Below are 14,947 nucleotides of genomic sequence, written 5' to 3'. Positions count from 1 at the left end.
TTATGACTAACTTACAAGCTCATTACTGAGACTGATAGATTAGTTTAGTACGTTAGCAACAACACCAGCGCCTACCGTACGGCCGCCTTCACGAATAGCGAAGCGAAGACCTTTGTCCATAGCGATTGGGTGGATAAGCTCTACGCCCATCTCAACGTTATCACCAGGCATAACCATTTCAGTACCGTCTTGTAATTGGATTGCACCAGTTACGTCAGTAGTACGGAAGTAGAACTGTGGGCGATAGCCGTTTAGGAATGGTGTATGACGACCACCCTCTTCTTTTGACAGTACATATACTTCAGCGTCAAACTTGGTGTGAGGAGTGATTGAACCTGGCTTAGCTAGTACTTGGCCACGTTGTACGTCTTCACGCTTAGTACCACGTAGTAGTACGCCACAGTTTTCGCCTGCACGACCTTCGTCAAGCAGTTTACGGAACATCTCTACACCAGTACAGGTGGTTTTTTGAGTGTCACGGATACCGACGATTTCGATTTCGTCGCCTACGCGTACGATACCAGATTCAACACGACCTGTTACTACAGTACCACGGCCTGAGATTGAGAATACGTCTTCGATTGGCATTAGGAATGCTTTATCAACGTCACGCTCTGGCTCTGGGATGTAGGTGTCAAGAACGTTAAGAAGTTCTACAACCGCTGGTTGGCCGTATTTTTCTTGTGAGCCTTTTAGGGCTTCAGTGGCTGAACCATGGATGATTGGGGTATCATCACCTGGGAAGTCGTAGTCATTAAGAAGTTCACGAACTTCCATTTCTACGAGTTCTAGCAGTTCTTCGTCATCAACAACATCACATTTGTTCATGAATACGATGATGTACGGTACGCCAACCTGACGTGAAAGCAGGATGTGCTCACGGGTTTGTGGCATTGGGCCGTCAGTTGCTGATACGACTAGGATTGCGCCGTCCATTTGAGCGGCACCAGTGATCATGTTTTTAACATAATCGGCGTGACCTGGGCAATCGACGTGAGCGTAGTGACGTGCTGGGGTGTCATATTCTACGTGTGAGGTGTTGATGGTGATGCCACGTGCTTTTTCTTCTGGTGCTGAGTCAATAGACGCGTAGTCTTTGGCTTCGCCACCAGAGGTGATTGCTGCTACAGTTGCGATGGCAGCTGTTAGGGTTGTTTTACCGTGGTCAACGTGTCCGATTGTACCGACGTTGACGTGTGGCTTTACGCGTTCAAACTTGGCCTTTGCCATGGGTATTTCCTCTTTTTTTGGTGAATCTTTATCAATCAAAGATCGGTGAATAGCTGTTTGACGGCTCATGATGCATACAGAACCATCAAACCGTTGACGCTATGGCTTATCTACTAAAACTGTTTGATCACTTTACGACTATATATATGTGCTCAGATCATGCATTTCAATGCTGCACACATAGGTTTAAGCATTATACGTATTTTTTAATCTAGTGAACATTGCAAGATATTATACATTATCGCTGTTGCACTACTTTATCTCAGTGTAAATCATTAATAATATTGGAGCCTGCCGAACCTAGATGCTTTTATCTTAAATAATTTTGTCTTAGATACTTTTATATAATTACTCATGTATTGATAGCTTGATAAATTGACAGCACTAAAAGGCAACACCTCAGTGTCACCCTTAAATATTATTTGCTACACTGTAATTTATAATTTTCAATATTTTGTAATTTCGATATCGACACGAACTGTTTAAAGATGGCAAAGCAAACACAAGAGGTTTAAACAATAAATGGAGCTCATATTGAGAATTGAACTCAAGACCTCTCCCTTACCAAGGGAGTGCTCTACCGCTGAGCTATATGAGCATGTTTTTAATAACCACAAAAAACAACTTATGGATTTACTAAAAAAAATATCACGATACAGCAATATCAAAACTGACTGTCGTGATGATTTATTGATAATCTTTGCGATGTTGTATATATGGAGCGGGTGGCGGGAATCGAACCCGCGTCATTAGCTTGGAAGGCTAAGGTGTTACCATTATACCACACCCGCAATTACTCTTATTCAAGAAGACTCTAATCGAGAGTCATTAAGTATAAAGAGTATGCTTGGCGCTATGACAAACTTAAAAAAATATGGTGGTGGGAGAAGGATTCGAACCTTCGAAGCTTTCGCGACAGATTTACAGTCTGTTGGGTTTGACCGCTCCCCAATCCCACCTTAGGTTGCTTTAAACAAAAATGGCTTTAGTTTAAGACATATTCATAAAAAGCTACTTTAAGAGATATGGTGCCGACTGCCGGGATCGAACTGGCGACCTACTGATTACAAGTCAGTTGCTCTACCAACTGAGCTAAGTCGGCTTGTTCTCTTAAAGTGGTGGCTATTCTATCAAATTTTTTGAAAGACGCAAGCTCTTTTTTGCCTTTTTTATGATTATTTCAATAAAAAAATATAACTGATTGATTGTAATGATGTTTTTTAATTAAAAAATAGGCGGTTTTTCCACAATAACCGCATACTGTGTTTTTATGACTGGAGCCCCTAGCGAATCCGTAAACCATTACACGCCATTTTTACCGCTTTGACCAACGCCAATGCTTTTTTGTTGGTCTCTTCCCACTCTGCTTCTGGAATAGAATCAGCAACAACCCCAGCGCCCGCTTGGATATGAATTTTACCACGGCGCATCACAGCAGTACGAATAGCAATGGCGGTATCCATGTTGCCATGCCAGCCTAGATAACCCACTGCGCCACCAAAGACGGTTCGACGGACTGGCTCTATCTCGTCAATGATTTGCATGGCGCGTATTTTGGGCGCACCTGATAGCGTACCAGCGGGGAACGTCGCACAAAAAACATCCAACGCATCCTTATTGGGCAATATCGTCCCTTCAACATTAGAAGCAATGTGCATCACTTGCGAATAACGCTCGACAAACATCTTTTCGGTGACTTTGACACTGCCATATTCACAAACGCGGCCAATATCATTACGACCCAAATCGATAAGCATCAAGTGCTCGGCGATCTCTTTTTTATCACTCAGCAGCTCTTCTTCAAGCGCTAAATCTTCCGCTTCATTTTGTCCGCGTCTACGAGTACCCGCCAATGGTCGTACCGTCACTTTGCCATTTTCGATACGTGATAATATCTCAGGGGATGCTCCAATAATGTCGAAACGCTTGTGATCATCGAGGGTATAACCATGCACCAGAAACAGATAAGGCGATGGATTTAAGAATCGTAGGGCACGATAAACTGCTAATGAGTCGCCAGTATAATCGGCTGTCAAACGCTGCGCAGGAACGACTTGCATGACATCGCCTGCTAAAATGTAATCCTTTATTTTATTGACATCATGACAATATTTCTGCGCGCCTGTTTGTGAGGTAAATGTCGGCGTCGGCATTACGGGTGCGCTCAGATTTGGCATTTCTGCCAGTTTTTCTTCAATTTTTTCTAGCTCGCGGATGGCATTGCTATAGCCATCTTCAGTGTGACAATCAGCATAGACGATGATAGATAACGTATTTTCTAAACTGTCAAAAACAATCACGCTCATTGACAGCATCAGCCACATATCCGGCATTGTCATCGGATTGGGGGCGTCTGACAAACCCACGCTTGGCTCGATAACCCTCACCATGTCATAGCCAAAGTAACCTACTAAGCCGCCGCTAAAGCTCGGTAGCGTTGCAATATCCTCGACTGTTGGCATCTTATATTGCGCCATTAGCTGACGGATATAGTCAAACGGCTCAGCGACTGCATCGACATCGGTGTGGTCATTTTTTTTGACGGTCATATTACTATCGGCATACTGCAAAATGAGATCACTACCTAAACCAATCATCGAATATCGAGCCCAACGCTCCCCGCCTACGACAGACTCAAATAAATATGCAGAGCCGTTTAAATCACGTACTTTAGAAAATACAGATACTGGTGTCTGTGCATCCATTAGACGTTTTTTTATCAGTGGAGCATGACTAAAGCCACGGTCTTTAAAAGCTTGATATTCTTCAAAGTTCATCATAATAATGCTCTCTTAACAAAATATTGGCAAAAGATAAAACAGCAGACTGTTAAATAAAATATAGCGTCAACACTCTATTGAATGTTGACGCTATCAAAGTGGCATATTCGTAAGGGTTGCTAGACTATTAGCCGATAGTAGCTAACAATGGGCTAATAATTATACCAAAGCCGCTTGGATTAGAGCATCTCAAACGCACTGGTCAGTACTTAGTTACGCACCGCCCATGTTAAATAACCACAATGCTAACGCAATAATGATGATGGCAATAAACACCCAAATAAACCAACCACCGCTTGGTTTTTTCTCTGCCTGTCCTGCATTGGCTGGATTGCTGATAGTCTGATCCATCGCATTATTACCTTCTGTCCCAACATCACGAGATTGACCTAGATTGGCAGTGCCAGAAAATTGTGCGGTTGCCGCCTGCTTAGCTCGTAGAATGTCGGGATCTGCTTCTTCTTGTAGAGCAGTTTTAGTCGTTTTGTCATGCTCTGATTCAACTGCTGGCTTTTCATGTACAGCTGACTGCTCTACTAATGACGTATCATGAGCAGGTGCTGTCGGTGCCGCCTCTGTCGCTGTGACGGCTTCTGGCTGACTTACAGCAGGTTGTGCATCTATTACAGTTGCAGCGGGGACTGGTGCCGCTTCAGTTGTGTTAGACACGGTATTATCTATAGCCGTTAGGACTTCATCGATGCCCGTTTGTTTCACAATCGGCTCCTGAATCGGCTCCTGTAAGACTGGTTCAACTGTTTCATTAACACTGGTCTCAGCTACCGCTACTGAGTCTGCTACTCTATCCGAGGCTGTATCAACAGGTACTGTCTTCAAATCAGCTGTCACAGGCAGAATATCTTCGACGCCCGTTTGCTTAACAATCGGCTCTTTTACTACTGATTCATGAATAACAGGTTCACTCACCGTCGAGTCTTCGACAGCCTGTGTTTCGGCAGTCGTTTCAGCAACCACTGTCTCAGTCTTAGCCACTGAATCCTGTACTGCTACGGGCGCTAATACATCAGTATCTGTGGCAGCAAGTGGCGCGTTTACCTGAAAGCTGAAACTGGCAAATCCAATGGTATCATTTACCTGTAAAAGGCTCGATGTATTACCTTCGATACGCTGCTCGTTGATAAAGGTACCGTTCGATGAGTCTAAATCTTTGACATACAATCGACCATCTAAGATGCTTAACACCGCATGATTACGCGATACTTGCTTGCTACCAAGTACCACGTCATTGTCGCTGCCACGACCAACAGACAGGCTGTCATTGACCGTCAACGTTAGGTCACCAAGCGCTTCTGTTAAGGCATTAAGTTGCCAAGTCTCTGTGTCGACTGTCGCCTTCATACTATCTGTATTGTTCGTCATGCGGTAACTCCTTATTCTTTTATTAAATTTCAAATGGTTTTAGATAAATCATTGCCAATTTTTTAAGAGATTTTACGATTTTTTTAATATAAACCGTAATAAGTTATGCAATGACTATCTGAACTATTTAGGTATAAAGTGCGGCTTTATGACACCGTCGAGCTTACTGTACGGAATACTAAGTACCGGCATACCATAAGCATATGCGCCGATAGCATAATGCTGATAACGGATATCGATGCCTTTGTCTGTCAGTGTCACATTGTCACTTAAGGTAAATGGCCAGTTTTTCTCATAACTGCTGACATCGTCGTCAACCGTTTTGACCCACGTTTTATAAGCATCATAAGCAAGCGCTTTAAAACGTGATTCCTTGCCTGATTGAAGCATATCCTCAAGCGTGATTTGTTTTTTGGTGCCAAGGTCAAATATTAAGTATTCGCTATAAGGCATGCCATGAGCGCCACCAGTAAAGACATAAGTATTGATTTCAAACAGCTCAAAATCACTGACATGACCTAAATACTCAGGCGTTACCATTAAGCTATAAGCCCATGAACTGCCCTCTGGCATATCTATGAACTGTGAGCTGGCAAAGTCATCAATGGCGGCTTTCACCATTGTCTGATTGGCGTTCGTTTTGATAGGCACAGATTCAGTCGGTTTACTATTGACGACTAAATGATTAATACGCGCATTGGCGATATCATTGATCCAACCGTGATTGGTCTTCAGATATTTGATGTCAATCTCTGGACAGTTATCGCGCTCAACACACTGTGCTTGCACTTTTTTAGGCAGCTCATATTCTAGATAATCCGTGCTACTGATGAGATTACCTGCATTGGCAGGCATCGCGATGTTACCTAGCAGTAAACTGCCGGCAAGCAGTCTCAGCAGACGACTACGACTTGCTGTCATCGATAAATGCGGATTCATTGTTGGCTTATTGATATCAATTTGATTCGCAGCGTTCATATATCCTCTTTTATAAACATAAGATGTTACTTGATATTCTACCGTAACAATTACGATGTATTGTAGGAACACTGTTTGTGTTTTTAGGGTTTTGCTGTCTCCTGCTAACGAATAGCTACCTACCCTCTCTCGTTTAATGCCTAAATCTAAGCTAATAAAAAAGACACGGCTGGCGTGTCTTAAAAGATAAACTAACTCGTGAAACGATGGATTTTAATGCTCACGAGTATTACTAAAAGTGACTTCTGGATAGCGATCTTGCATCAGCTGCAAGTTGACCCGTGATGGGGCAAGATACGTTAAATAACCACCGCCATCTAGCGACAACTGGTCATGGGCTTTGCGTTTGAATTTCGCCAATGCCACTTCATCATCACAATGAATCCAGCGTACGGTGGCAATCGATACCGGCTCAAAGATACACTGTACTTTGTACTCCTCTTTGAGACGATGCGCGACCACTTCAAACTGTAGTACACCAACCGCACCCAAGATTAAATCGTTGTTAATCTGCGGCATAAAGACCTGTGTCGCGCCCTCTTCGCTTAGCTGCTGTAGCCCTTTTTGCAAGGCTTTTGATTTGAGCGGATCTTTTAGAATGACACGGCGGAACAATTCAGGCGCGAAATGCGGAATACCCGTAAAGTTCAGCTCTTCGCCTTCGGTAAAACTGTCACCGATAGAGATAGTGCCATGATTATGCAAACCGATGATATCACCCGGATACGCTTCTTCTAACGCTTCGCGGTCCCCTGCCAAAAAGGTCAGTGCATCGGCAATACGTACATCTTTACCCAAACGCACATGCTTCAGCTTCATGCCTTTTTCATACTTGCCTGAACACACGCGTAAAAATGCAATGCGATCACGATGGCGTGGGTCCATGTTGGCCTGAATTTTAAAGACAAAACCACTAAAATCTGTTTCTGTTGCCGCTACTTCACGCTCATTGGTCGGATGCGACTTGGGTGGCGGTGCATATTTGATCAAGGTATCAAGTACCATATTTACGCCAAAGTTGCCCAATGCTGTACCGAACAATACTGGCGTCATCTCGCCCGCTAAGAACGCCTCAACGCTAAATTCTTCTAACGCCATTTGTACCAGCTCAAGTGACTCTTCGAAAGCATCAAACATCAATTGACCCAAACGCTCACGGATATCTGGATAATCATAGCCCGCGCGGGTCTCAGAGACTGTCATCTTACCGCCATTACCTTTTTCATAAAGGTAGGTCTTGTTTTCAGTCAGATGGTAGACACCAACGAAATCTTGTCCCATACCGATAGGCCAAGTTACTGGAATACATTTAATTTTTAACACTGCCTCAATCTCACTAAGCAGCTCAAGCGGCTCACGAATTTGACGATCCAGCTTGTTAACAAATGAGATGATTGGCGTGTCGCGCATGCGGCAGACTTCCATCAGCTTGATGGTTCGCTCTTCGACCCCTTTAGCCCCATCGACCATCATCAGCGCGCTATCGACAGCGGTCAAGGTACGATAGGTATCTTCACTAAAATCGGCGTGACCTGGTGTATCCAATAGATTGACCACATGGTCTTGATAAGGAAACTGCATGACAGAAGTGGTGATCGAGATACCACGCTCTTGCTCCATACTCATCCAATCTGATGTCGCATGGCGATCAGTCTTGCGGCCTTTGACCTCGCCTACTACCTGAATTGCCTGACCCCATAATAGTAACTTTTCAGTCATGGTGGTCTTACCTGCATCGGGATGCGAGATAATGGCGAAAGTACGGCGTTTAGCCACTTCTTTGTTTAATTTCTTTGGATCTACGCTCATAATTTTTGGCTTCAACCTTAACTTCAAAAAGGCTGTCTTTTAGACAGTAATCTAACTAAATAGAATAAATAATGAGCGTATTGTAGCGGATTTAGCGTCAAGGTGCAGAATTAGCGCATAAAAAAACACTCCCTAGATAGTTAAATAGAGAGTGTTGGTCAGTTTTTTAACACGATGCTTTTTTAAGATTAATAGTAGCGTTTGATTTGTGCGGCCAAGAAATCTCCTGCGGCTTCATTGACTATCGTACAATCCACCACACCGCGAATACTGTTGGTATTCGGATTCATCACACCTTTGGCAACATAATTTGCTTCATAAATAGCATTTTTATCATCCGTGCCATCGTTATATTCGACACCATTGTACTGATAAGCAGGCTGATTCCGGTATTCAAAGAACGTCACTTGTGCCGCTTTTTGCTTATTGCCTATGCCTACACCAAACTCAGAAGTTCTGTAGCCTCTATCATCGCTAAAGCGGTCTTCAGCTGCATCAATCCACTTATCAAGCGATGTATATCCCGTCTTGTTTTTGTCGTTAAAGGCTAAAAACGAGCGTTCGCTCTCGACTACTGGAATATAGCAAACAGAACCTATCGGAAACTCTGCATTGGCTGGAATCTTAGGATAATTATTTAAGTCGGTGAGAATACCGCGACTGTTATTTATGTTTGTACCAGCGCTATAACTGTTTGCCTGCAAGCCTGATAAGTTAAGCGTCTTATAATTGGTTTCGTAGTCTAGCTTGTTATTACTGTCTTTTTCATAGATAGGGCGTTTGACAGTGCGGTTATCAACTTCAATGTTTTTGTTTTCCAGTCGCCCTTCAAAATTGTCTGATAATACCGTTCTGTCCAAAGTATTCAAACCTTGATTACTATAATTATTAACGATATTTTTTATCTTGATTTCACGCTCACCAGTACGGTAGGTCTCATCGATGCGTGCAATAGCGCTATCTTTCGCTTGCTTATCATAGCTATTGTCAAAGCTGGTCAGCGTAATCTTATTACTACCCGAACCATAAATACCATCATCCTCCCCGCCGCAGCCAGCAAGGGTAAATGTTAGCAAAGAAAGTGCAATAGGTAACACCATTGATTTATTCATCGAATAAGACCTTTATTGGTTAGATTTTTTATCATCTATTTTGGTAACTTTATTTTTTACAGCTATATTCCTATATTACATTAATACTTCTGTTACTTATAGCGATTAAGCTTTTCCTGCGATAGTTAAATGCAGCTAAAGATTCTACTAACAGTTCACTTACAAATCCACAGTATATACTTACGACTGACCTATATTGCTCATGCACTGGTTTGTTATGCTGAATCCCTATCAAAATTTAATGCTTGAACATAAAAACTCACAACAAAGGATATGTTATGAAAACACTATATTCCACCAAAGCAACAGTTACTGGCGGCCGTACAGGTAATGCCAGTCTGCAAGACAGTGATTTGACGATTAATATGGTCGCGCCGGGTTCCAGTAAGGACGGTAATAATCCAGAACAGTTATTTGCGATGGGCTATGCAGCCTGCTTTGATGGCGCACTTGCTGCGGTCAAAGGGGCAGAAAAAGCAAAGTTTGACTCTACCACTGAAGTATCCGTAGATTTAATGAAAGGTGAAGGCTTAGATTTTCAATTAGCCGTGAAAATTCATGTCACTGCTGAAAACACAGAGCTATCAGCGGATGAGTTCCAAAAATTGGTCGAAAAAGCCAATAAAGTTTGCCCATATTCTAAAGCGACTCACGGTAATATCGATAGCGAAGTGACTTCAGAAGTGAGATAGATTTTTAACAATAACAATATCGGCTTTATCTATAAGAGAGCTCAGTGAATACTGGGTTCTTTTTTTATGAGCGTCTGTCAGCAGTAGAAATATCATAACTATCGAGAAGTTCGGCAAGGTCTGATTTTATCGTTATAATGGAAGCATCGTTTTATCTGATATTTACTCTATCTGATACCTAATAATAAGTGACCTTTATGACTGACCATATGACCGACTCCTCCGTAGACAATAACCACAACTCGCATCAAGCGCTTGACCCTAAAGCCTTACCAAATTTTGATACCATGCCCAACGTAGCGACTATGGACACCAGTCACGTGGACAAAAATCAGCCACCTTTTATTTTGGTTGATGGCTCTTATTATCTGTTCCGCACGTATCACGCCTTGCCAAAAACCATGCAAAACTCGCAAGGGCTGATAACGAATGCCATCCGTGGCACGCTCAATGCACTGTTAAAATTGATGCGTCGATATCATCCCACCCATATGGCGGTCTGTTTTGATACCAAATCACCGACCTTTCGCCATCATATGTCTGCTGATTATAAGGCGGCTCGTCCGCCCATCGACATAGAGCTGGTGGAGCAAATTCCTTATATCCATCGCTTGGTAACCGCTTTGGGCATTCCACTGTTACGCATCGAAGGTGCAGAAGCGGATGACATTATCGGCACACTGGCGCACCGTGCGGTCGAGCAAGGTCATCATGTGGTTATCTCAACCGGCGATAAAGACATGATGCAACTGGTCAATGACTGCGTCATATTGGAAGACAGCTTCACGGGCAAAGTGACAGACACCCAAGCGGTCATCGAAAAATTCGGTATTAATCCAAATCAAATGATTGATTTTTTAACCTTGATGGGTGACGCCTCTGACGGCATTAAAGGCGTGCCCGGCATCGGTAAAAAAACCGCTAAAGACTTACTCGTTGAGTACGGTGATATCGACAATATGTTAAAGCATATTGGCTTTATTAAAGGACGCGGCGCTAAAGGCTTGATTGAGCATGCAGAGGAAATTCCATTCAATGCCAAACTGGCCACTATCGTCACAGACTTAGATATCGGTCAAGACTGGAATGATTTGAAAATCGATACCAATCCTTGTGCTCATATAGATGAATTGCGCGAGCTGTATAGCGAGCTTGAGTTTAGAAATGAGCTTGCTTCTCTTGACCACCCAAACCATCCAGCCAATGCTAATGGGAACGGCGTACAAAGTGTTGCAAGTAGCCAAGCAGATGCTGAATCACAAGCACAAATCGCTAAATCGCTACAATCAAGCAGTATTGAGAATGTCCAAAACGGCAAACAGCATGATAGAGCGTGGCATACTGTGCTCGACGAACCAGCTTTTGAGAGTCTAGTCGAATTATTAGAGTCTGCGCCGCACTTTGTCATTGATACCGAAACCACTAGCGTCCATTGGCGTCAAGCACAAATCGTCGGTTTGTCTTTTGCGGTACAAGCGCATGAAGCCTATTACATACCACTGACACATGCGCTAGAGGGTGACGAACTGACGGCTAAACAGCTCGACCGCGATAGCGTATTGGCTCGCCTAAAACCTATCTTAGAAAACCCAAATATCGGTAAAATCGGTCAGCATTTAAAATACGATGCGCATATTCTCAGCCATTATGATATCGATTTATTGGGTAGCATTCATGCTCGTCCCAATAATTGGGCGATGGATACCATGCTTGCCAGCTACGTGATTAATGCCGCTATCACTCGTCATGGCATGGATGATTTGGCACGCCATTATCTACAAACCCAAACCATCAGCTATGAAGATGTCGCTGGTAAAGGCGCTAAGCAAGTCACCTTTGATCAAGTCGCCATCGATATCGCTAGCGACTATGCTTGTGAAGATGCTGACATTACTTATCAGCTATTTGAGGTGTTCAGCGTTGAGCTAGCCAATGATGACAATAATACCAAATTGCTCAATGAGCTAGAAATCCCAACCGCCGAAATCCTCTGTCAAATGGAAGCAAACGGCATTTTAATCAAACGCCCATTTTTAAACGAGTTATCAAAGCGCTTCGATGAAGAAATTATCGCGCTAGAAAAACGTGCTTATGAAGTCGCTGGTGAAGAGTTTAACTTAGGCTCACCGAAGCAGCTCGGTGAGATGCTATTTGAAAAACTCGGCGTTCCGGGTGGCAAAAAGACCAAATCAGGTCAATACTCTACTGGTGAAGCCGTACTGTCAAAAATCGATCATCCATTGGTCGATATTACCTTAGAATATCGCGGTCTATCTAAGCTCAAAAGCACTTATACCGATGCGCTTGATAATGTCGCAGATAGCGAAACTGATCGCGTCCATACCAGCTATCATCAAGCACTGACCAGTACTGGGCGTTTGTCTTCGACTGATCCCAATTTACAAAATATTCCGATTCGTACTGCGACTGGCCGCTTGATTCGCCAAGCCTTTATCGCCCCAGAAGGTCGCGTTATTTTGGCGGCGGATTATTCACAAATTGAATTGCGTCTCATGGCACATTTCTCAGGCGATAAAAACTTAACTGACGCCTTCAACGAAGGGTTAGATATTCACGCTGCGACTGCCGCTGAAGTACTTGGCAAGGATGTTGCTGACGTAACCTCGATCGAGCGCCGTAATGCCAAAGCCATTAACTTTGGTCTGCTATATGGCATGAGCGCCTTTGGACTGGCTAAGCAATTGCAAATGAGCCGCAATGAGGCACAAGATTATATCGATATGTATTTTGATCGCTACCCGGGTGTCAAAAACTATATGATCAATACCCGTGCCAGTGCTCACGAGCAAGGCTATGTCGAGACGATATTGGGTCGTAAGCTCTACACGCCTGATATTACTCACAGCAACCGCATGGTCAAACAAGGCGCGGAACGTGCTGCGATTAACGCGCCACTACAAGGCTCAGCGGCTGATTTAATTAAGCTGGCGATGATTGCCGTCGATAAAGTACTGCCAAAAGCGCAAGCCAAAATGCTGCTACAAGTCCATGATGAATTGGTGTTTGAAGTGGATAGTGACAAGGTAGATGAAATTAGCCAACTCATTACCAATGCAATGCAAGAGGTCTTAACGACCACTGCTGTTGAAAAAGGCTGGAACGTGGATTTTGCCGTGCCTTTATTGGTTGAGACGGGTGCTGGCGAGAATTGGGATGAGGCACATTAAGCATTTTTGTAGAATAAAACAGCTCAAGACCTAACGTTTTTATTTTATAGGATATGGGCTGTTCTTTAGATTGCCCATATCATACCCAATCGATAGTATCTAATTCGTAGGAGCTGACGTTGATGACTAAGGATTCCGTTATCAAACAATTATCGACCACACTCATCCTAGCTTTTAGCTTGTCTTTAAGCAATTACGTAATAGCATGCGGATTATTGCCAGGATATAAGTTGTCGAAGGGAGTAAGTTGGGGTGAGCTATGTGACTTTAATGAAGGTTTAGCAAGTGCTCAGAAAGATGGGAAATATGGTTTTATTGATAAACAAGCCAATATCATCGTTCCATTCAGTTATAACTTTACTGCTGAGTTTTCTGATGGACTCGCCATCGTTAAAAAAAATGAACATCATGGATACATCAACAAAAAAAACCAAGTCATTATTCCGATAATATATGATGATGTCAGACCTTTTTCTGAAGGTAAGGCGGCTGTTGAGTACGAGGGTAAATGGGGTGTTATTAATGATACTGGCGAACTTACTATTCCATATCAGTTTGACGAAATCAGGTATTTCTCAGAAGGACTAGCACCTGTAAGAAAGGATGAACTGTGGGGTTATATTGATAGCAGTGGAAAGACTGTTGTACCCTTAAACTATCTGAATGCTGATTCATTTCATAATGGCTTGGCAGTCGTGGCAAAAGAGAATGGTTATGGCATGATAAATAAAGATAATAAAATAATCGTCCCTACGGAGTATGACATGCCTATTTTCATTGATAATTATTACATAGATACTTTTAAGTTTTTGAAAGGCAATAATTTTTATTATTTTGATTCAAATGGTGATCGCTTAGCTGTTAGCAGCTATCTTGACACGATGCCTGAAGTGATACTCGATAGACAAAGATAAATACAGTAACCGCTAAAGATAATAAGAATTTTTCATCTTAACTTTTATCATCTGGCAAGTTAAACATCTGTGTCTGCTCGTTGAACTCTACAATAAAGCTATCTGTACCTTTATCCAGACTAGAGGGTATTGGCTCGTAGTTGTTATCATAAAGACCGTGTTCGTAATTGACAGTGACTTTTAAGGGATAAAAGCCTTGAGTCATAACCCCACCTGTATTGATACTAACATCACTTTCAGCTTCACCATATGACGGTTTACTCATAAGCTCATACGAATAATCTAAATCCAATCTTGCCACTTCTTCGACTTTACCACTTGTCATAGCAGCGTACATACTCCAAGAACAATTGGTTTGACCACCTGCACCGGAGCCACAAAACTTACCTACCCAACCGTACCTATCAGCACCCACTTCTCTTAAATCAAAATCTATCAGCTGACTTCTACCCGCTCCGCCATTTTTTATATAAGGACTGCTTGCAGAGACGACCCAAGAATTGCCTAATTTATAAAGTATAAATAAACCGCCAAGTCCTGGTGTCACTCGTGCACCATCTTCCACCGTATCACCAGAAACCAATACATATAAAGTATCTACTCCCTCGATGTTTTTAAATTCATAATGCTTAGGAGCGAGGCAATAGGTTTCTGAGCCCTCATCATATAAGGTACAACCACGCAACTTATCATAGCTTGAACTGTAATAAACACTCATAATTTTTTCAACAGCTTGCCTAGCATCAAGAGATATTTCAGCATGTGCTGAAGGCAAGACCATCAGAAACAAGCTTACAATGATTAAAACTTTCATATAATAGCGCCTCTATATGTATGTGCTTAACGACCTATGGCATAATACTT

The 14,947-nt window shown here is 42.7% G+C and carries 10 protein-coding genes and 4 tRNA genes; 3 read left to right on the top strand and 11 right to left on the bottom strand.

The features are described 5' to 3' along the window. Positions 1 to 39: 39 nt before the first annotated feature. The 10 genes from tuf to JMW64_RS02970 form a co-directional block, all read right to left on the bottom strand. Positions 40 to 1,230, bottom strand: a complete 1,191-nt coding sequence (tuf, locus tag JMW64_RS03015; protein WP_055124836.1) for an elongation factor Tu — start codon at positions 1,228 to 1,230, stop codon at positions 40 to 42. Positions 1,231 to 1,753: 523 nt separating this feature from the next. Then, positions 1,754 to 1,828: transfer RNA gene (locus JMW64_RS03010), tRNA-Thr, on the bottom strand. A gap of 119 nt (positions 1,829 to 1,947) precedes the next feature. Further along, a tRNA-Gly gene (locus JMW64_RS03005) sits at positions 1,948 to 2,021 on the bottom strand. An 84-nt stretch (positions 2,022 to 2,105) separates the two neighbouring features. After that, positions 2,106 to 2,189 (bottom strand) — tRNA-Tyr (locus tag JMW64_RS03000). Between the two features lie 67 nt (positions 2,190 to 2,256). Beyond that, a tRNA-Thr gene (locus tag JMW64_RS02995) sits at positions 2,257 to 2,332 on the bottom strand. Positions 2,333 to 2,513: 181 nt separating this feature from the next. After that, positions 2,514 to 4,010, bottom strand: coding sequence for an anthranilate synthase component I (gene trpE / locus JMW64_RS02990; RefSeq protein WP_201552977.1), 1,497 nt, complete (start codon positions 4,008 to 4,010; stop codon positions 2,514 to 2,516). Between the two features lie 213 nt (positions 4,011 to 4,223). Further along, positions 4,224 to 5,390 carry an FHA domain-containing protein gene (locus JMW64_RS02985; protein WP_201552974.1) on the bottom strand — a complete coding sequence of 389 codons (1,167 nt, stop codon included), beginning with the start codon at positions 5,388 to 5,390 and terminating at the stop codon, positions 4,224 to 4,226. Between the two features lie 123 nt (positions 5,391 to 5,513). Next, positions 5,514 to 6,368, bottom strand: a complete 855-nt coding sequence (locus JMW64_RS02980; RefSeq protein ID WP_227675940.1) for an RsiV family protein — start codon at positions 6,366 to 6,368, stop codon at positions 5,514 to 5,516. Positions 6,369 to 6,581: 213 nt separating this feature from the next. Continuing rightward, positions 6,582 to 8,177, bottom strand: a complete 1,596-nt coding sequence (locus JMW64_RS02975) for a peptide chain release factor 3 (protein ID WP_045453786.1) — start codon at positions 8,175 to 8,177, stop codon at positions 6,582 to 6,584. Between the two features lie 188 nt (positions 8,178 to 8,365). Continuing rightward, complete coding sequence (locus tag JMW64_RS02970; protein WP_201552958.1) at positions 8,366 to 9,289, bottom strand: hypothetical protein; 924 nt, start codon at positions 9,287 to 9,289, stop codon at positions 8,366 to 8,368. 278 nt (positions 9,290 to 9,567) lie between these two features. Here JMW64_RS02970 and JMW64_RS02965 point away from each other — a divergent pair, with 278 nt between their 5' ends. From JMW64_RS02965 to JMW64_RS02955, 3 genes are all read left to right on the top strand, one after another. Further along, the gene (locus tag JMW64_RS02965; RefSeq protein ID WP_060490459.1) at positions 9,568 to 9,981 is read left to right on the top strand and encodes an organic hydroperoxide resistance protein; all 414 of its coding nucleotides are present in this window, start codon (positions 9,568 to 9,570) and stop codon (positions 9,979 to 9,981) included. 197 nt (positions 9,982 to 10,178) lie between these two features. Continuing rightward, entirely contained in the window at positions 10,179 to 13,169 is a 2,991-nt protein-coding gene (gene polA, locus JMW64_RS02960) for a DNA polymerase I (protein ID WP_406947485.1), read from the top strand. 122 nt (positions 13,170 to 13,291) lie between these two features. Further along, positions 13,292 to 14,083 (top strand): WG repeat-containing protein, encoded by a 792-nt coding sequence (locus JMW64_RS02955; protein ID WP_201502019.1) that lies wholly within the window; start codon positions 13,292 to 13,294, stop codon positions 14,081 to 14,083. Positions 14,084 to 14,120: 37 nt separating this feature from the next. Here the strand turns inward: JMW64_RS02955 and JMW64_RS02950 are convergent, their stop codons facing one another. Then, entirely contained in the window at positions 14,121 to 14,897 is a 777-nt protein-coding gene (locus JMW64_RS02950; RefSeq protein WP_201502018.1) for a hypothetical protein, read from the bottom strand. Positions 14,898 to 14,947: the final 50 nt, after the last annotated feature.

The organism is Psychrobacter immobilis, from assembly GCF_904846065.1.
Lineage (GTDB): Bacteria > Pseudomonadota > Gammaproteobacteria > Pseudomonadales > Moraxellaceae > Psychrobacter > Psychrobacter immobilis_H.
This window is presented reverse-complemented; position numbering and strand designations above follow the sequence as displayed.